This is a genomic window from Arthrobacter sp. zg-Y895 (assembly GCF_020731025.1).
In the GTDB taxonomy this organism is placed as follows: Bacteria; Actinomycetota; Actinomycetes; order Actinomycetales; family Micrococcaceae; genus Arthrobacter_B.
Genome location: NZ_JAJFZY010000012.1, coordinates 112,686 through 131,340, shown reverse-complemented (window position 1 = coordinate 131,340; position 18,655 = coordinate 112,686). Strand labels below are relative to the sequence as shown.

The 18,655-nt window shown below is 66.0% G+C and carries 9 protein-coding genes and 1 tRNA gene; all 10 read right to left on the bottom strand.

Annotation, left to right across the window (positions count from 1 at the left end):
- Window positions 1–359: 359 nt before the first annotated feature.
- The 10 genes from LJ760_RS15940 to LJ760_RS15895 all read right to left on the bottom strand — a co-directional run bounded on the left by LJ760_RS15940 (window position 360) and on the right by LJ760_RS15895 (window position 18,606).
- Entirely contained in the window at window positions 360–3,107 is a 2,748-nt protein-coding gene (locus tag LJ760_RS15940) for a helix-turn-helix transcriptional regulator (protein WP_227924297.1), read from the bottom strand.
- Window positions 3,104–5,851 carry a helix-turn-helix transcriptional regulator gene (locus LJ760_RS15935; RefSeq protein WP_227924296.1) on the bottom strand — a complete coding sequence of 916 codons (2,748 nt, stop codon included), beginning with the start codon at window positions 5,849–5,851 and terminating at the stop codon, window positions 3,104–3,106. Before LJ760_RS15935 ends, LJ760_RS15940 begins: the two co-directional genes overlap by 4 nt.
- 295 nt (window positions 5,852–6,146) lie before the next feature.
- Window positions 6,147–8,387, bottom strand: a complete 2,241-nt coding sequence (locus LJ760_RS15930) for a helix-turn-helix transcriptional regulator (protein WP_227924295.1) — start codon at window positions 8,385–8,387, stop codon at window positions 6,147–6,149.
- Window positions 8,388–8,674: 287 nt separating this feature from the next.
- A complete protein-coding gene (locus LJ760_RS15925; RefSeq protein WP_227924294.1) occupies window positions 8,675–11,371 on the bottom strand; it encodes a helix-turn-helix transcriptional regulator in 2,697 nt (898 codons plus the stop codon).
- 29 nt (window positions 11,372–11,400) lie between these two features.
- The gene (locus LJ760_RS15920; RefSeq protein ID WP_227924293.1) at window positions 11,401–14,004 is read right to left on the bottom strand and encodes a helix-turn-helix transcriptional regulator; all 2,604 of its coding nucleotides are present in this window, start codon (window positions 14,002–14,004) and stop codon (window positions 11,401–11,403) included.
- A gap of 441 nt (window positions 14,005–14,445) precedes the next feature.
- A complete protein-coding gene (gene pth, locus LJ760_RS15915) occupies window positions 14,446–15,033 on the bottom strand; it encodes an aminoacyl-tRNA hydrolase (RefSeq protein ID WP_227924292.1) in 588 nt (195 codons plus the stop codon).
- A gap of 66 nt (window positions 15,034–15,099) precedes the next feature.
- Window positions 15,100–15,708 carry a 50S ribosomal protein L25/general stress protein Ctc gene (locus LJ760_RS15910; RefSeq protein WP_227924291.1) on the bottom strand — a complete coding sequence of 203 codons (609 nt, stop codon included), beginning with the start codon at window positions 15,706–15,708 and terminating at the stop codon, window positions 15,100–15,102.
- A gap of 255 nt (window positions 15,709–15,963) precedes the next feature.
- Complete coding sequence (locus tag LJ760_RS15905; RefSeq protein WP_104104432.1) at window positions 15,964–16,947, bottom strand: ribose-phosphate diphosphokinase; 984 nt, start codon at window positions 16,945–16,947, stop codon at window positions 15,964–15,966.
- Window positions 16,947–18,458, bottom strand: a complete 1,512-nt coding sequence (gene glmU / locus LJ760_RS15900) for a bifunctional UDP-N-acetylglucosamine diphosphorylase/glucosamine-1-phosphate N-acetyltransferase GlmU (protein WP_227924290.1) — start codon at window positions 18,456–18,458, stop codon at window positions 16,947–16,949. The genes LJ760_RS15905 and glmU overlap by 1 nt, the downstream gene beginning before the upstream one ends.
- A 76-nt stretch (window positions 18,459–18,534) precedes the next feature.
- Window positions 18,535–18,606 (bottom strand) — tRNA-Gln (locus LJ760_RS15895).
- Window positions 18,607–18,655: the final 49 nt, after the last annotated feature.

Here is an 18,655-nt window from a genome sequence, read left to right as displayed (position 1 = left end):
TTGAGGACCTGTGGCGGAAAAAAGCACCAGATCGGGCGCCTTGCGTTCCGATACCGTTCGTTCGGCTGCCCTGTGTTTTGCCTCGGCATGCACAGCGTTCGGCGCCTTACGACGGAGTTCTTTCGGCAACAGACGAGTGCCCATTTTCCCCCCATAACGAGACCGTCGTCCCTTTTCCGTTCCAACGTCTACTCAGCTGACATCAACTTAGGAGCGGCAATGCATGGCGGACACGCGTAACGGATACTCAACTGAGCGGGCTGAACTCGCTCTGGAAAGCGGCGGTACCTGCCTTATACGCGGTACCTGTACGTGTACGTATTCCGGCACGCTCCGAGAGCGGCTTTCCGGACGGTCGATTACAGCAGAGGCGCGGTTCGGTGGCCCGGTTCCAGGGCGCGGTAGGCAGATTCCAGATCCGCCCGCCGGCTGATCCCCAGCTTGACGTAAATCCGGTACACATGCCCCTCCACGGTCCGCTGGGACAGCGTGAAGTGGCCGGCAATGTCCTTGGTAGTTGCCCCGGACAGCAGCAGTGCCACAATCTCGTGTTCCCGTCGGGTGAGCCGGACCAGGTGCAGAGACGGACTCAGGTAGGAGACGGTTACTCCCGCCAGTTCCTCCCGTCGCCGCCGCAGCTGCTGGATAAGGGCGCGCTGCCGGCGCAGGTTTCCGTGGTTTCCGTAGAAGCGGATCGCATGGCCGATGCTCTCCACGGCCACCAGGTACTTTTGTGCTCCGATCGCGTCCTCGGCGGCGGCAACCATGCGGTCCGGATTGCCGGAGGCGACCGCCGCGGCATAGGCGTGCAGGGCCTGGGCCTCTGCACCCTCGAAATCCGCCGTCAGCTCGGCCAGCCGTCCAACCTGGGTCAGGTCCCCCACGGCAAGGCACAGTTCCAGGATGTCCTTTTCGCTGCTGCGCAGCCCGGCCGCCCGGGCCTCGGCCGCCAGCACCGCCAGCCTGCCGGAAGTGGGGCCCTCGGTGGACTGGGAGGCCTCAGCAGCCGCCGCATAAGCCTGGGCGGTAAGCCACAAATGCCGGGGACCCGGGTAGCCCGCGGCGGACACCTGGGTGCCCGGCCCGGCAGCAGGAGTTCCGTCTCCGACCACCGTCGAGGCGTAGCAGGCCAAGCCGAGGGCGTAGGGAAGCATCAGCTCGGGGTCCTTGTCGCGCAGCGCTTCCACGGCAGGGCGCAGCCTCTGCAGTCCTTCGTGCAATCTCCCCCGGTGGATTTCGAGGGCGGCCTCAAACACGCCCAATGTTCCTCCCAACACGGTCAGCAGAGGCTGGGGTCCGGTGTGCATCTTGGCGATCAGCTGTTCCAGCTGGGCAAACCGGCCGCCGTGGAGCAGGGCGAGGGCATGGCGCACAAAAACGAACCCGGAATAGCAGCGGAACCGGCCGGCACTGCCTGCGAGGAGGTTCGCGGCGGCCTGCGCCTGTTTCAGTGCCGGTCCCACCTCGCCGCACGCCCCCAGCACTTCCGCATAGAGCCCGTGGATGATCAAGGCCCGCTCGACGTCGTCGGCGGACTGCGGTTCTTCCCCGTCGCCGGCGAGGGCGGCCAGCCGGGTGCGGGCTTCGGCGTAGTCCCCGTTGAGCACCAGTGCCGCGGCCGCGAGCACTACAGCCCCGGCGGACACTCCGGGCGGCGTTCCGGCGGACGCCATCTCCCTTGCGGCCATGACGGTGGCCACCTCGGTCCATCGCTGCGCCAGGGCATTCAATTCCTCGGCGTCCGCGTTGCTCTGGCGGAGCATCAGCGCACTTGTGAAGGCAGCTCGCTGCAGGCTCCGCTGATCCCAGGTATCGCCCGCACCCGTCTTGAGTGCTTCCAAATGGGTCCGGGCACGTCCGTAGCTGCCCTGTTTGGCAGACGAAATGGCAAGCTCCACTTCTGCGGCCTTCCGGAACGCAGGCAGGTGGACGGCGGCAGCGAAACGCTGGCCGCGTGCTGCGTCCCACATTCCGTTTGCTGCACGCGCCGCCGCCAGCAACTCCTCGGCGGAAAGCCGTTCGCCGCAGTCGAGTGCCCACTCCGTGTACCTCAGCAGGGTGTCCAGGCGGGCCGGTTGCACCGTATCCAGCAGCGATCCGGGCTCGTAGCGGCCCAGGACCCGGGCACGGATTTCGGCGCTGCGGGCGGCCGGAACCAGGCTGCGGATGATCTGCTCGTGCAGCGGCTGCACCAGATGCACGGATTCATCCCGGTCCGGCAGGATTTCGAGGATCCCGTCGATCAAGAGCGAGCGGACGGCCTCGTCGTCGGACACCGCCGACACAACGGACCGCGGCAACCGTTCGGCGAGCGCCACCGTCTCCAGGACATTGCGCTCTGCGGGGCTGCGCGAAGCCAGCATGCCCTTGACCAGATCCACCAGCGAGGTGTCGAGGCTGTCGGGCTCTTTCCCCAGATACCAGGCACCGTTCACTTCCAGAAGCCGCTGCTGCCGCTGGGCCCGGGTCAACAATTCCTTCACGTAAAGCGGGTTGCCGCCGGACATCCGGCTCAGCAGCGTGCTCGAGGCCTGGAGCACGGGGCCTCCGAGGACGCTGACGCAGAACTCGTGAACGGCGTGCCGGGACAGCGGCCCCAGGTCTATCCGGGCCAGCAGACCGTCCCGGGCCAGTGAGAGCAGCTCATGGATCCGCGGTGCCCGGGCGCGGGAAATGACCATCAGACGTAGTTCTCCGGACATGGCCAGCTGGGTCAGCAGGTGCGCGCTGGCCTCGTCTATGTGCTGGGCGTTATCCACCACCAGCAGGGTCTGCATGCCGCTGGTTTCCGTCAGCCGCTGGAAATGCGCCCGCACCGTCCGCAGGACCGCGAGCGGGGACTCCATTTCTGCAGCCGTGGCGGAACCCAGATACGTGGATAGGATGCCGTACTGCATCCGGGACAACACCGGGGACCCGCAGACATAATACGGAACCATGATGGAGCTGAGGCGCTCAGCCGCCAGTTCGGCGAGGGAGGACTTGCCGATCCCCTCGGCTCCCAGCAGGACGACGCCGCGCAGCCCCGGGTCCAGGAGCCTGTTCGTCACCTCTGCAAGTTCACGTTCGCGGCCGAACAATCGGCGGCCCTGTCCCCAGTGCGTCATTTCTTCGCCCCTGATTGCTCGGCAATAGTTCGGGCCAGTTCCCGCCGGCTTCCCACATGGAGTTTGGAGTACACCTGATAGAGATGTCCTTCGACTGTCCGGACCGAGATGCCCAGTTCCTCTGCGATCTTTTTGTTGCTGGTGCCCGCCACGGCCTTCCGGGCAATGGAGCGTTCCCTGGCGGTGAGTGCTCCAAGGAATTCGTCCGCGGCTTCGGTCGGAGAATCGGGAGCTGCCACCCGGCGGCTGCGGTGGATAAACCGGACGGTGGCGCGGTCCCCGGCTCCGGAGGCAATGCTCAAGGCATGTTCCGAGATTTCCCGGGCCAGCAGCACATGCCCGACCCCGGCGGCCACCTCAGACGCCCGCAGCAGCACCTGGGCGTCCCCGTTGCCCAGCCCCTTGGCATAAAGCTCGCACAATGAGGCGAAGTCCCCTTCCTGGTTGGCCGCCACCGAGAGGACGTCATCCAGGCTTTCCTCATCGCCCAGCCGCATGGCGGTGAACCGGGCCAACAGTTCATAGGCGTAGGCCCCCCGCCGGTGGTCCTGGGCCGCGAGCGAGGAAAAACGGGAACTGCCGGTCTCCGATCCAAGCGCTGCTTCGGTCAGGGCCGCGAAGTGCCGGGCACCGCGGCGAACCGTCCAAGGGCCGCCGTCCGCCGCCGAGCGCTGCACCTGGAGGTACCGGCGCGCTTCCTCGCTGCGCCCCTCCAAAGCGTGGCAGTACGCTGCCGCGGCAGCGGCGAGCGGAAGGAACGCCGCGGGTCCGCTAACCGTCAGCTGGCTGACCCCGGGGGTCAGTGCGGCGAGCGCCGGTTCCGGCTTGCCGGCGAAGGCATGCAGCAATCCTTCAGCCAATTCCGCGTACGTGCCCTCCATGCCCTCGGCGGCAGACCGCTCAAGCAACCGCTCGCAGGCGGGCAACGCCCCGGTGAGCGCATAGGTATGCAGCAGCCTGCTGACCACGCGGGCACGGTTACCGGCAGTAAGCTCCGCTCCTTGGAGCAGCCGCTCCACCTTCCCCGCCTGCTCGACGGCGTCATCCTGGCGGTTGGTCATGCTCCACGCCTCGGCCTGCCAGGCGGCACGCAGTATCCGGAAGCCCGCATCGGGGATGTCCAGATCAGCCAGGTAGCTGGCGTTGGCCACGAACCGGCCATGAGCGGAATGGCATTCGGCGCGGGCCAAAGCAAGTTCCCTGACCAGATCGGCAGTATCTCCCCCATTCCCGTCACGGAGGTCAGCGATCTCCCGTTCCGCCTGCTCAAAGAGATCCGTATGCCGCATCCGGGCCGGCTCCGCGGGAGCTTCCGCGGAGCGGGGATCGCGCAGTCCGGTGGCTTCAATGCACATCACCTTGCCCTCAGCGAGCAGCAGTCGGATCCGGTCCTGGCCGGACGGAACCGAATCGCTGCCGCGGAAGCGCGCAAGCACCCCCATTGCTGCCCCGTATTCGCCCTGGGCTGTGCGTGCACGTGCAAGTTCGACGACGGCCCCGGCGCTTTCCTCACCGTGTATGACCTCCGAAAGCAACCGGACAGCTGTCTCCGGCTGCCCCGAGGCGGTGGCAAGACGGGCGGCCCGAAGCACCAGCTCCAGGGCAGGCTCTTCGCCGATGGCACTCAGCCAGCGGGCCAGGACGAGCGGATCCAGGACGAGGCCGGTGTTCAGCGCCGGTGCAAGTTCCTCGAAGAGCTGCCGCTGCCGCGCCGGTGTCAGGCTGGCCCGCACGGACCGTGCCACTACGGGATTGGAGATCAGCACGTCAACAACGGGACGGGCATCGAGTGTCACGATTCCCTTTTCCTGCAGCGCGTCCAGATCCGCGTTGTCCAACCGTGCAAGGACCACGGGCAACGGGAGCGACTGCGCCATTGACAGCAACTGGAGAAGTTTGGTCTGGGCGGGCGGCAGGTCGGCGAGGTTGCCCATGACAGCTGCAGCCACCCGCCCTCCGCGGATTTCTTCACCCGGGGCAAGGATCCAGCTTCCGTTATGCAGTTTCAGCCGCCCCGCATCCTGGAAGTCTGTTCGGGCCAGTGCCAGCAGATGCGGGTTCCCTCCGGCGTGGTCGTGGACTGCGGCTGCTGCTGCCCGCGAGACCGTACCGCCCAGCAGGGAACCGAGGTAAGCAGCGGTTTCGGGTACGCTCAACGGCTCAAGATCCACCCGCTCCAGGATGCCGTCCCGCCAAAGGCCGGCAAATTCCGCCGGGGCCGAACTGAAATCGCGGAACGCCACGAGCATGCCGGCACTGCGGTTAAGCACCATCTGGGTAAGCACCATGGCGGAAAACTCGTCCAGCTCCTCTGCGTTGTCCACGGACAGGAGCACCGGCCGGCCCCCGGAACGTTCCGACACCAGCTGCGTGAGCCCGCGCAGGATCATCACCGGATGGCTGGAAAGCTCCGGATCCAGGTCCGAGAGCAGGAACGTCAGTGCGCCAAACGGTGTCCGCCCCGCAAATACCGAGCCGCGGACCTGCACGATGTACGTGTCTTCCTGCAGGTTGCGGAGCACGTGCTGCATTACGGCGGTCTTGCCGATACCGGCCTCCCCCACAAGCAGGCATCCGGTTCCCTGCGCGCCTCCGGACAGGTTCTGCAGTATTTCTTCCAGTACCTGTTCCCTGCCGACGACGGCGGGCTGGGCCTGCTGTCGGGTGTCCGTGCCCGCTGCCGCGTCCGGCGTATCTGCGGCGGTAAGACGGGGAAAGGCCGGCTGATCATCATGAGGCTGCACTTTGAGACCCGTTTTCTGTCGGTTAACGTTCTTCGGTTCACGTACAAGCGGTTCTGGAACACGTTCGGCAGGGAGCTGTCGCATCCAGGCACCGTTGGTGTGCGGATTCCGCGTAGGACTCGGCCCTGCTGCCGTGCACCAGAGTAGAAAGGGTGCGTGTGCGCTACACGAGTAGCACTCCCTAGTGATGCCACTTGGGTTACTTGGAAATATAGTGCCGGGGCAGTTCGTGCCTACGTGGTTTTTCCGTACAAACCACCCGTAACGCTGCCAACACTGGGCAAGGGGCGACTCATCAGTTACGGGGGCGCTCCGCCTCGAGGCACTCCCTCAGTTCTGCCCGCCCCGAAACACGTAGTTTCTGAAAGATGCGGCCAAGGTGCCAGTCCACTGTTCTTGGCGAGAGGTGCAGGCCACCGGCCAGCTGTGAACTGCTCTTCCCTGCCGCTGCCCCGAGTGCCAGCTCCCGTTCAAAGTCGGACAGTTCCGGTAACCGGTCGGCCACCGAGTTGGCCGCCCGCAGCAAACGGTAACTGGCGTTCTCGAGTCGACGCGCTGCACGGAGCCGCACACGGTCAGACTGCGCGCGTGCCAGGCGGACTGCCTCGCCGGCTGCCCCGTGTGCCGTCAGATACTGGCCCAGGCCGTGCGCCCTCTCCGCTGCCCTGAGCAGGCTGGCGGGACGGAGCGCTGTGAGCCCCTCGGCCAAATCCAGGTACATCTGCGCGGATTCCCCGCTGCAGCCGGCCGCTGCCTCGCGCAGTTCCTCGGCTGCCCCGGGCCTGCCGTGCAGTGCCGCAGCGGCCAACACCGGCATGGCGTCAGGAAGGCACTCGGCTCCTCCGTCGGCAGCGACCGTAGTGATCTCCCCGTCGCCTCCGGGGATCGTCACGCCGTGAACGGCGCACAACCCGGAAAAGCTTCGGGTGAGGGCGGTTTGCCAGTCGAAGGTCCGTGCGCCGGCGGAAGGAGCATTGGCACCGCCCGTACGGTGCCCGGTGCCCGCGCCGGCCGCCGAAAGGTAGCCGCGGGCCGCCTCGCCGTCGTCAAGCAGGACGCATGCATAAGCCGCGGCCGTTTCCGCGAGGGGAACCAGGTCCTCTGTTCCTTCTTCCTCGAACTGCACGATCGCCCGCTGCAGGAAATCCAAGGCGCGGTCGGCGCGGCCGCCCAGGACCTGCACGATGCCCTCACACAGGTCGTTGCCTCCTCGAAGCTCCATTCCCTCGACTGCCTCGCCTGTTTTGGCCAGGACATCTGCAGCATGCCGCAGCTCGCCGCAGCGCAGGAACACGCAGAACAGCTCCGACAGGAGGTCCCGCCGCCAGCGACCGGTTATTCCACACCTGTCCGCCAGCTCCAGCCCTGCCTGCGCGGCTGCGCTGGCTTCCGTCCACCGGCCGGAGCGGGACAATTTCCCTGCTTCCTGCACTGCTACCCATGCAGCGGCCATTTCCGCAGCATGTGAGGGTTCCCGGTTGTCTTCGGCTGTCTGCTGCCCCTGGGCCGACGCGAGCCGGGACCGGATCTCTGCAGCGCGGCCCGGCGGGACCAGTGCCGCCGCAGCCTCGGCGAGCAGCGGATCCTTGAACCGAAGGATACCGGCCGATCCGGAGGAGACCAGGAGATCCTGTTCCAGCCGTTCCACCGCCGGCGGGTCGGCAACCTGCAGGAGCAAAAGAATAGGCAGGGCACCGCTGACCGCGAGCACGTCTGCAGCGAACCGTTCCGCCGTGGACAGCCCGCCGGTCTCCGCCTCCACCCGCTCGGCCAGGGCACCGGAATATGACACCGATCCTGTCCATACCCATATTCCACGGCGGCGAACCACTGTCCCGGCGTCCATCTGTTCCCGTAGGAACACGGCAGAAAGCAGCGGGTTGCCCCGGCTCCGCGACTGCACCTGGGCCACCAGCCGGCTGGAAACCGTTCCCCCGGCCAGTCCTTCGAGCAACACCCGGGTTCCGCCGGGACGCAACGGCCCCAGGGCTTCCCTGTGCACTGACTCTTCGGACCACCATCGGACGAACTCGCTGGTGCAGGCGGAGAGATCCCGGACAGTTGCCAGCATCAGGGCACTGCCTGTCCTGCACAGTTGGAGAAGGACAGCGACGGTTGCCGCATCCATGTCCTCAACGTTTTCGATTGCAAGAACAAGACGCCGTCCGGCGGCCTTGCCCTGAAAGACCCGCCGGAGGAATTGGAGCACGTAAACCGGATCGGACAGTGACTCAGGCGGCAGCTCACTGAGCAGCCAGAACAATCCGGCGAAGGGTTTTTCTGCCCATGAGGCCGCCCCGCGCAGCTGCAGCACCGAATAGCGGTCGCCGAGGCCGGCCAGGATGCCGGCCATCGCGGTGGACTTACCTGTTCCCGCTGCCCCCGTCAGCACCACGCTCTGGTCTTCGGACAATGCTTCAAGGGCTCCTGCAACCGCGTTTTCCACCTGCGCCAGCAGGGGTTCGCGAAGTTGGTTTCCCGTTTCCCTTCCAGGGTCCCGGCTGCTTGGAGTCAGGGTGCGTCCGGCAACTTCCATCGAACGTCTCCTTCACCGGCGTCGTGCAGGCTTGGCGTCACGCGCATAGTGCGGGGTGCGGGCGCATGAATGCGCCCGGGAAGGAGCCGACGGCGGCTGGGGGGACGCCCCGGTCTCAGAGGGCATCGACGCCGCCGGCTCCGTATGTGGGACCCGAGGTACCGGTGCGGCAGAACCGGATGGAAACCCGCTGCCGTAACCAGGTTGAACCTTGAGTAACATGCACAAGGCTACGAACCCCGGAATGGCGGCGCCCGAGTAAAACCTACTGGTGTTCCTTGCGGAAATTACTCGGCCGGAGTAGTCCGGTTCCAGCCTCCGGAAGGGCGGTCAAGCAGGGGAAACCGTTCCCTCAGTTCTTCCCGGCGGCTGATCCCCAGTTTTTCGTACGTCCGGTAGATATGCCCTTCGACCGTACGGACGGAAAGGTTCAGCGAGCTGGCTATTTCGGCGTTGCGCTGGCCGGCGGCGACCAGGGCTGCAACGTCGCGCTCCCGCCGGGTCAGCTCCGGAAGCATGCCGCGGTTCCCGCCGCCGTGCCGTCCGGTCAGCCGGTGGATCCGGTTCAACAAGGCGCGGTCGTTGTTCCTGCGGGCCAGCCGCTGGGCTTCGAGCAGGCATTGCCGGGCCAGCTGCAGGTCAAGCTCCGGCTCCGGGTCCGAGGCCAGTGCCACCAACGCCGCACTGTCCTGGTCGACGACGGCCCGGGTCACCCGGTTCAGCACCAGAGCCTGCGGTCCCTCGAATCCCTCCGTCACCTTCAGCAGCCGGCCTGCCTCGGAAAAGTCCCCGAGCCGCATGGACAGGTGGCGCAGGGTGAACTCCACCGCTGTGAAGGAACGCTCCTGCGCCGCAGCCGCCGTGTCGCGCAGCTTTTGCAGGTAAGTGCCGTCGGAGTCCAGTGCGAACCGTCCCCCGGCGAGAATGCCCTCGGCCAGAAGCCGGTATTGCTCCGGTCCCCGCGGCGGAGTCCTTCCCGCGGCGGCCAGCAGCCGTCCGGCGGCTTCCCGTTGCCCAAGGCTCGCAGCGGCAAAGGAAGCCATTGCCAGGGACAGCGGAAGGATCCCTTCGGGATCGTTGCCGGTCGACGCTTGAACTGCAGCGGAAAAATCCTTCACGGCCTCGTGCAGGGCATTGGAACGCAGATGGCTCAGGCCCATCGCAAAATCGGCGACACCGCCGGAATGCAGCAGCGTGCGCTGAACGGGTGAATCCGCGGAGGCAACGGATCGCTGCAGTTGTTCCCATTCCCCAAGCCAGAGCAGCGCGGTGAGATGCCGGTGCAGGATAAACGGGCCAAGGAGCTTTGAACCGGCAGTGGCTTCCGGTAACAGTTCCATGGCAGCGGTGCTGTGAACGAGCGCGGTTTGGGCGCGCCCCGTTGCCACTTGGACCTCGGCCGTCATCGCTTCGGCAAACAGGATTGCCTCGGTGTCTGCGCTTTCATGTGCTTTGCGGAGTACCTCCGCCAGTTCCAGTTCCGTTTGGGCGTATTCGCCCGCCCAAACCCGGGACAGCAGGCGGAGCATCTGTGCCCCGCAGCGGGCCGCCTCAACCGCTTCCGCCGGCTGGCTCCCGGACAAGCGGTCTATTGCCCGGTTCCACTGGCTGGCCAGGGGAACCTCCCAGCCGGTCCCGGATGTGGACTGCTGCGCCAGCTGGACGTGCACCATCATCGACTGCTTCACGGTGCGAAGGTCCGCTGCCTGTTCGAGTGTCCCTTCCAACGTCGCCGTCGCCTGGCCCGCTTCGCCGAGCAGCAGCAGTGCACGCGCTTCCTGTACGCGTGCCGGTATGCGCAGCGCCCCTCTTTCGGCAGCAGCGGCAGCCCTCAGCGCCAGCCGGGGATCGGATCGGTTGTTTGCCGTTTCTGCGGCATACAGCAACTCCTGCTCCGGGACCTGCACCCCGAGCGCCAAGGACCATGAGACAAGGTGGAGCTGCCCCTCCTCCCCCATGTCCACGCCTGCCAGCACGGCCTGCAGCTGTTTAAGCAGGCGCGCACTGCGGGCAGCCGGAACCATCCCCCGGACAACTTCTCCATAGATCGGGTGCAGCGGACGCACAACCTGTCCGGCGTCGGACGCCCCCGACACCATCACCAGGAGGAAATTCGCCAGACGGTCCACGGAGGCATGCAGCCCCAGCCGGAAGGCAAGCCGCAGGGGCAGCGGTTCAGCAAGCGAAATGATCTCCAGCGCCGTGCGGTCTTCCGGGTCCAGACCCCTGATCTGGGCCTTGACGAGGTCTCCCACGCGTCCTCCGACGGGCGTCTCGCTGTCCGTCGTTCCCCAGATGCCCTGCCGCTGGACCAGGAAACCGCTGCGCACCGCCTCATCAAGCAACGCGAGCAGGTACATGGGATTTCCACCGGTGAGGCGGGCCAGCTCAACCGCGGCCGTGGTGCTGACCTGGCCTTGGAGCTCCTGCTGGCACAGCTGAAGGACCTCCAGTTCATCCAGCGGCAGGAGGTGGTGGCGGGTTACCTGACCATCCCACACGTGCGGCAGCACGCCCGAAATGTCCTGGAAGGTCCGGGTCAGGACGAGCAGCCTGATGTGGCGGGCGTCAAGGAGCTGGACGAGTAGATCGAAGCTGGGACCGTCAATGTCGTGCGCGTCGTCAACTACCACCAACGGTGCCGGGCCCGGCTGGACCGCGGGTGCTCCGTCCGCGGGTGCCTGGGGAATGATGCGAGCCATCAGGGCACGCATCACCGCAAGGGCAGACCCAGTCTGCCCTTGCGCGAGGTCAGGCAGGAGGGCAGCCAGTGCACCGTACGGCACGGACTTCAGGGCGGGGCTGGAGTACACCCAGTAAACGGGCATTTCTGCCTGCATCTCCTGGACGGCAGCCGTTGCCAGGGCAGTTTTGCCAAGCCCGGCTTCCGCCGCCACGGCGGCACCGTGGCCGGCGGGGCGGCGCAGGCTCTGGAGCACGGAGGCGAGGACGGTATCCCTGCCCGTCAGCGACCGTGCGTTCAACCCGTGCATCCCATTCCCCCCGTTGGTCCCTAGGCCAGGATCTCGGAGAGCTCGATACGGCCGGAGACATGGAGCTTCGCGAAGATCTTTCCCAAGTGCCACTCGATGGTTCGGGGAGACAGGTTCAGTTCCCTGGCTATCTGCGTGGTGGTGGCCATCGTAACCGCCCGATGCGCAAGATCTGCCTCGAATTCACTCAGTTCTGCCAGCGTTTCTGCGCGGCCGCCGGAATGCTCCATGCGGCGCATGCTCGCATTTGCCACTTCACGGGCGGTTCTTGCCAGTCTTTTCCGCTCATCTGCGCTGCACTCTGCCAGGCTGTGCTCGACAGCCCTGGCGGCATCCCGTGAGAGCAGGTACTGCCCGCAGTCGAGGAACCCCTTTGCCGCAGCGACCAGCCGGACCGGATCATCGTTAAGCAAACCGGCAGCGAAGTCTGCCATCCGCTCGCTGAACCTTCCGCTCACGTCCTTGGATACCCTGATGACATCGGCGGCAGCGTCCCTGTCACCGGCCCGCACAGCTGCAGACAGGAACAACAGCGCCGGTGCCGCGTACCCTGCCGCGTGTGCGGACGCAGCTTCGGCGCGCAGGCGTCCGCAGCGGATTCCGTCGTCACCATCGGACAGGATAGAGAAATAGCGGAGCAGGAACCCCCGGAAGTAACTGGGAGATTGCCTGCCGGCGGCTGCCTGCCGAAGCAGCTCGGCGGCTTCCGGGCGCCGCTCACGATGGATATAGGCCGTCAGGGTTCGGGCCAGGGGAAGCATGTCTTGCGGGTCGTGGACGCGGAGCTGCCCGATAGCGCCGGTTAGCGCATCCCGGGCCATGCCCTCCTGTCCTTGCCAGGCAGCCAGGACGGCCACGGCCAGTTCACCTGCGCTGCCCTGGTAGGAAGGGCGGACCCCGGTCGCGTCGAAGGCCTCGACGAACGTGGCAGCCCGGTCCAGCTCGCCCGAAAGGACATAGGTATCGAATATGCGGGTGCATGCTTCCCCGGCGTTCCCGCCATTGACCGCGTAATTCTCCGGCGGCCCCAGCTGGTCGAGGATGTGCAGTGCTTCATCGGTCCGCCCGGCCAGGGCGAGGACATGGGCGGACAACGCGGCTGCCTGCATCCGGGTGGCCTGCCCCAGTTTCCCGTCCCCGGCGAGGCTGGTGAGCCGCTCCGGGACCAGCGGAAGGCGCCCCCCGTCCGCAGCCAGTGCGCTGCGGGCCAAGACCAGCGCCGCTTCCAGCTCCGGCGATTCCCCTTCTGCCGGGCATGACTCCTCAACCGCGGCAAGCGCCTCCTGCGGGTCTCCCGATCCGGGAACACGGGCCAGGGTATAGCTGTAAAGCAGCATCAACGGCACGAAGCTGGAGCGCTTCTCCGAGGCCAAGCGGGGCTCGGCTTCGCGGAAGACGCGGAGTACTTTGTCGAGATGGCCCACACTGTGCAGGGCGCGGACCTCTTCAAGAACCATTTCCTGGCCGGGCGTTTTCGGGGCCACCGCCCGGACAAACCGGAGCGCGGCCGCTGCATCCGCACGGTCGTTGGCCGCACGTGCGGCGCGGAGGGCGTCCGCCGGACGAATCTCCTCGCCGCAGGAAAGGGCCCAGCCCAGGAACCCGGTCAGTTCCTCGCCGTCCATGTCCGTTGGGTCAATCCGGACTCCCACGTCTTCCCACAGTTCCCGCCTCCGTCCGGGCGCCATGCTCGCCGCTATCACTGACCCCGGATTTCCACCTCCGAGCCGCACTGACGGCGGATTGCCGCCAACAGAGATAATCTGCTGCTCTTCGAGTGCCTCGACGGCGGTTGCCGGTACCAGCTCCAGGACGCTGGACAGAGGCAGGCTGACGCACAGTGCCAGGACCTCGACCAGCCGGCGTTCGTGTGCACCCATCCGGTCCAGCACGGTGTCGAAAACCTCGCTGACCTCGCCGGTGCGGACGAAGGGGGCGGTCCGGACCCATACGGCTTCCCGCCGCACCAGGGTTCCGGAGCGCACCTGTGCACCTGTCATGAGCCGGATGAGCCGGGGGCTGCCCAGTGTTTCCTTCCACATTGTGCCTGCGGCAAGGGAGGAAACGGGTCCCCCGAGCAATTCCTGCATCAGCTGGCGGGTCTGCCGCTCGGTAAGAAGTTCAAGGTCGACCCGTTCCAGCAGCCCTTCGCTCCAAAGGCCCACCAGCTCATGGTCCGCTTCCCAGTCGATGGACGCCGCCGCCAGCACGGCAATCTTTCCCCGCCGAAGCAACTGGGACAGCACCATGATGGAAAATCGATCCAGGCGATCCGCGTTGTCCACTGTGACCAGTACGCGGCTTTCCCGTGCTTCGGCGTCAAAGGAGCGGCTAAGTTCCTGCAGCAGCTGGAGCGGATCCTGCTCCGCGCCTTCGGGCAGGCCGCTTATGAGATAGGCCAAGGCTCCGTAAGGAGTCCCGGCGGCGATGGCCGTACCGCGGACCGGAATTATATGGAAGTCTGCGCGCAGGCGGTCGGCTACGGCGTGCAGCACGGCAGTTTTCCCGGCGCCGGGTTGACCGAGGATGACGGCTCCGGCTCCGCCGGCAGCAAGTGCCGAACACAGATCGTCAAGAAGCTCAGTTCGCCCGATCAGCCCGGCGACAAGTGAAACACTTTCCATCAGCCAGCCCACGCCCCCCACAACGCCTGCACGGATCCGGATGCCGGATGCCGCGGCTATCGGTAGCAACCGCTCAGTGGAATGGAGCTTACGCGCGTGCGCAGGCGGCGTCTAGATACAAAAACATGTATTTGGACGCGCCCGCGCTGAAAGCGTCGAGCAGGCGTGGACTGGGCCATGAAAACTGGGCCCTGGAACATCAGGCTGGGGCGGACATGTCAGACTGGGCGGAAATTCGAAAGAATAATTCGGAAGAATAAGGGACCGACGCCGGGATGGGGGTGGCCCAGTCTCGGAGGCCTCCCGACGTCGGCCCCGCTTTGGGAGCCCTTGAGGCTGATTCCATTTTAGGCCCGGTAACCGAACCGAAACAATGGTCACCCGGCATTCGGGACGCTGGAAAACTACTCCATTCTGCCCCGCTGCTACCTAGCTATGAGGTCAGGCGCCTGCGGCGTGAAATTTCTGCTGAGCGGTGGTAAGGCCCTCGGACAGGAGGAGCTCCACGGCATCGGCGGCGTCGTCGACGAGGAACGGAAGCTCCTTGGCCTCGGTACCGGAGAAATCCTTGAGCACGTAATCCGCGGTGTCCATGCGCCCGGGCGGGCGTCCGACGCCTACCCTCACACGGAGGTAGTCCTTGGTGCCCAGGGCCTTGCTGATGTCCCGGAGACCGTTGTGTCCGCCTTCTCCCCCGCCGAGCTTGAGCTTCACGGTGTTGAAGGGGATGTCGATCTCGTCATGCACCGCCACCACGTGTCCGGGGTCGATATCGAAGAACCGCGCCAGGGAGGAAACCGGGCCGCCGGACAGGTTCATATAGGTCAGCGGCTTGGCCAGCACTACGCGCGGACCGCCGATGCCGAGGCGTCCTTCGACAATGGACGCGTGCGACCGGTGGGTCTTGAACTTTCCGCCCATCCGGGAGGCCAGCTCGTCGAGGACCATCTGGCCGATATTGTGCCGGTTACGGCTGTAGCCGGGCCCGGGGTTTCCGAGCCCGGCTACAAGCCAGGTGTTGCTGTTCACTACGGGTACTGCTCCTTCACTAAGAACCGGACGGCTCCGTTACGGGGAGCAGACCCCGGAAGTGGGTTACGCTTCAGCGCCGACTTCAGCAGCTGCAACAGCAACCTGCTCGTCGGACGGAGCGCCCAGGTCCTGAACGGTGGGCTCGGAGATGTTGATGATCATGGTCTCGGGATCCAGCAGGAGCTCGACGCCGGCAGGCAGGACGAGGTCGGAGGCGTAGATGTGCTCGCCGGCCTTGCGGCCTTCGATGCTGACCACGATGGTTTCCGGCAGGTCGGTGGCGTCTGCGGCAACCAGGACGGTGTTGGCTTCCTGGTTGTAGACGGAATCGCCGGCAGCCAGTTCGCCTTCAACGTGCACGTTGACCTCAACCTCGACCTTTTCACCCTTGCGGACGGTCAGGAGGTCGATGTGCTCGATGATCTGCTTGATCGGATCGCGCTGGATGTCGCGGGCCAGGGCCAGGTGCGACTCGCCGTCGACGTCGATTTCCAGCAGGGCGTTGGAGGTGCGGACGGCCAGCGTGGTGGCCTTGGCCGGCAGCAGGATGTGCATAACATCGGCGCCGTGGCCGTAGATGACTGCCGGGATCTGGCCTGCGACGCGGGCCTTGCGGGCTGCACCCTTGCCGAACTCGGTGCGGGCGGTTCCTGCGAGCTTCTGCTCAGACATTGCTACTCCTGTAAGTGGTGTTCCGTGGTTGCCTCAGGCGCCGGTTTCGGAACAGTGCACCGTACGGACCGGATAACGGTCCTTTGTACGATCAGAAGTTGCCAGCCACCGTCGATAACGGAGTTCGTCCGGAGTTCTCCGGGCCGCTCCCTCGCCTAGGCATCGGTCTCAATGCTACCAGCACAAGTCCGCCCGCCCGAACGGCACTTGAGGTGCGGTCCGGGCGGGCGGTTGGGTTCACCGGTGCTGTAAGTGCTAGGCCTTGCCGTCGAAGAGGCTCGTGACGGATCCGTCCTCGAAGACTTCCTTGATGGCCCGGGCAATCAGCGGGGCAATCGAGAGCACCGTCAGCTGGTCAAAACGCTTGGCGGCCGGAATCGGCAGGGTGTTGGTGACAACTACCTCGCGGGCACCGGATTCTGCCAGGGTCCGCGCGGCCGGGTCGGAGAACACTGCGTGCGTGGCGGCGATGATGACGTCCTTGGCACCGGCTTCCTTGAGCACGCGGACAGCGCCGGCAATGGTGCCGCCGGTGTCGATCATGTCATCGATCAGCACGCAGGTGCGCCCTTCAACCTGGCCCACGACCTGCTTGGACACGGCCTGGTTCGGGACGGTGAGGTCGCGGCTCTTGTGCACGAAGGCAAGCGGCGCGCCGCCCAGGCGCTCGGCCCACTGCTCGGCAACGCGGACGCGGCCGGTGTCCGGAGACACCACGGTGACGTTGGAGACATCCACACGGGTGCGGATGTAGTCGGCCAGCAGCGGGATGGCCATCAGGTGGTCCACGGGACCGTCGAAGAAGCCCTGGATCTGGGAGGTGTGCAGGTCCACGCTCATGATGCGGTCTGCGCCGGCGGTCTTGTACAGGTCCGCGATCAGGCGTGCCGAGATGGGTTCGCGGCCGCGGCCCTTCTTGTCCTGCCGTGCGTACGGGTAGAACGGGGAGACCACGGTGATGCGCTTGGCAGAAGCCCGCTTCAACGCATCCACGGTGATCAGCTGTTCCATCAGCCAGTTGTTCATCGGGGCCGGATGCGCCTGGATCACGAAGGCGTCGGTGCCGCGGACACTCTCACCGGGACGGACGTAGATCTCGCCGTTCGCGAAGTCATAGGACGCCAGCGGGAGCAGGTCGGTGTCAAGACAGCGTGCAATCTCCTCCGCCAGCTCCGGGTGTGCCCGGCCAGTGGCAAGGACAAGCTTCTTTTCACCTTGTGCGGTGATCTCGCTGCTCATTAATGATCGCTTTCTCGCGTGGGGGAATCAGTTTCGGAGGAAGAAGTGTTGGTGGTGGAAGCCGCGGCGGCTGCAGCGGCGGCCGTACCGGGGCGCTTATCCAGCACCCAGCCGTCGAGGTTGCGCTGAGGCGCCACATTGATCGCCAGGGCACCGGCGGGGACATCCTTGCGGATCACCGTTCCGGCTCCACTGTACGCTCCGTCGCCCACCGTGACGGGTGCCACGTACATGTTGTCGCTGCCCATGCGCACGTGCGAACCGATGGTCGTATGGTGCTTGTTTACGCCGTCGTAGTTCACGAAAACGGAGGCTGCACCGATGTTCGACTGCTCGCCGATGGTGGCATCCCCCACATAGGAAAGGTGGGGAACCTTGGACCCGGCGCCGATGTCGGCGTTCTTGGTCTCCACGAAGGTTCCGATCTTGCCCTTCGCGCCCAGCACCGTTCCGGGGCGCAGGTACGCGAACGGTCCCACACTGGTTCCGGCACCCAGTACGGCATCGCTGCCGTGGGTCCGCACCACTGAAGCTCCCTCGCCCACGGACACGTTGGTCAGCGTGGTATCCGGTCCGACGACGGCGTCCCGGGCGACGCTGGTGGAACCGTGCAGCTGCGTGCCCGGCAGCACCGTGACGTCTTCAGCGAGAGTCACTGTGGAGTCGATCCAGGTGGTGGCCGGATCAACGACCGTGACACCGGCGCGCATCCACCGATCCAGGTTGCGCCGGTTGTGTTCTGCGTTGAGGGCAGCGAGCTGGACGCGGTCATTGGCGCCCTCCACCTGCCAGGTGTCGTCGGTGACAACGGCGCTGATGCGTCCGCCCGCCGCGCGGGCGATGCCCAGGACGTCGGTCAGGTACATTTCCCCCTGCGAGTTGGAGGTGGTCACCGATTCGAGCGCGCTGCGGAGCACCGCGGCGTCGAAGGCATAGATGCCGGAGTTGATCTCGTTTACGGCACGCTGCTCGTCGGTGGCGTCCTTGTGCTCGACGATGCCGGTCACGGTTCCGTCTGCTGCCCGCAGGACCCGTCCGTAGCCCGTCGGGTCCGCAAGCCGCGCGGTCAGGACGGTCACGGCGTTGCCGTCCGTTTCGTGGACGGCCACCAAATTGCGAAGTGTCTGCGCTTCAAGCAGCGGGGTGTCCCCGTAGGTGACCACGACGGTGCCTTCGAGCCGGGCGACGGCGTCCAAGGCCGAGAGTGCCACCTGGACCGCGCGGCCGGTGCCGGGAACCTCGTCCTGGTCGACGATGACGGCCCCGGGCGCCTGTTCGGCGGCATGCCCGGCGACGAGGTCCCGCTCGTGGCGCACCACGACGGCCAGGAAGCGGGGGTGCAGCTCGGAGGCTGCGGCGAGTGCATGGCCGAGCATCGAGATGCCGCCCACGGGGTGCAGGATTTTCGGGGTCCGGGACTTCATCCGCGTTCCGGCGCCGGCGGCGAGGACAATCACCGCGGACAAAGCGCCGGCGGAAGCCTCATTGGTTCGGACATCGTTGGTGGTCACGAAAATGGCGCTCCTCGGTGGTACGGCCGGCGTATATCGGCTCCGCGGCAGCCCGTCACAGGTCCACCGCACAGCGTTCCGCCCATAGGATTCGAACCTATACTCCACGGCTCCAAAGGCCGGGGTGCTGCCATTACACCAGGGCGGATCATGTGCACGGCTAGCCGCGCACACAAGAGTTTAGTCTGCCATGGGAG

What these genes read in the sequence shown, in the direction of transcription:
- LJ760_RS15910 (WP_227924291.1), bottom strand. Translation starts at nt 15,708, where the DNA reads ATGTCTGAGCAGAAGCTCGCAGGAACCGCCCGCACCGAGTTCGGCAAG.
- LJ760_RS15905 (WP_104104432.1), bottom strand. Translation starts at nt 16,947, where the DNA reads ATGAGCAGCGAGATCACCGCACAAGGTGAAAAGAAGCTTGTCCTTGCC.
- LJ760_RS15920 (WP_227924293.1), bottom strand. Translation starts at nt 14,004, where the DNA reads ATGGAAAGTGTTTCACTTGTCGCCGGGCTGATCGGGCGAACTGAGCTT.
- LJ760_RS15940 (WP_227924297.1), bottom strand. Translation starts at nt 3,107, where the DNA reads ATGACGCACTGGGGACAGGGCCGCCGATTGTTCGGCCGCGAACGTGAA.
- LJ760_RS15930 (WP_227924295.1), bottom strand. Translation starts at nt 8,387, where the DNA reads ATGGAAGTTGCCGGACGCACCCTGACTCCAAGCAGCCGGGACCCTGGA.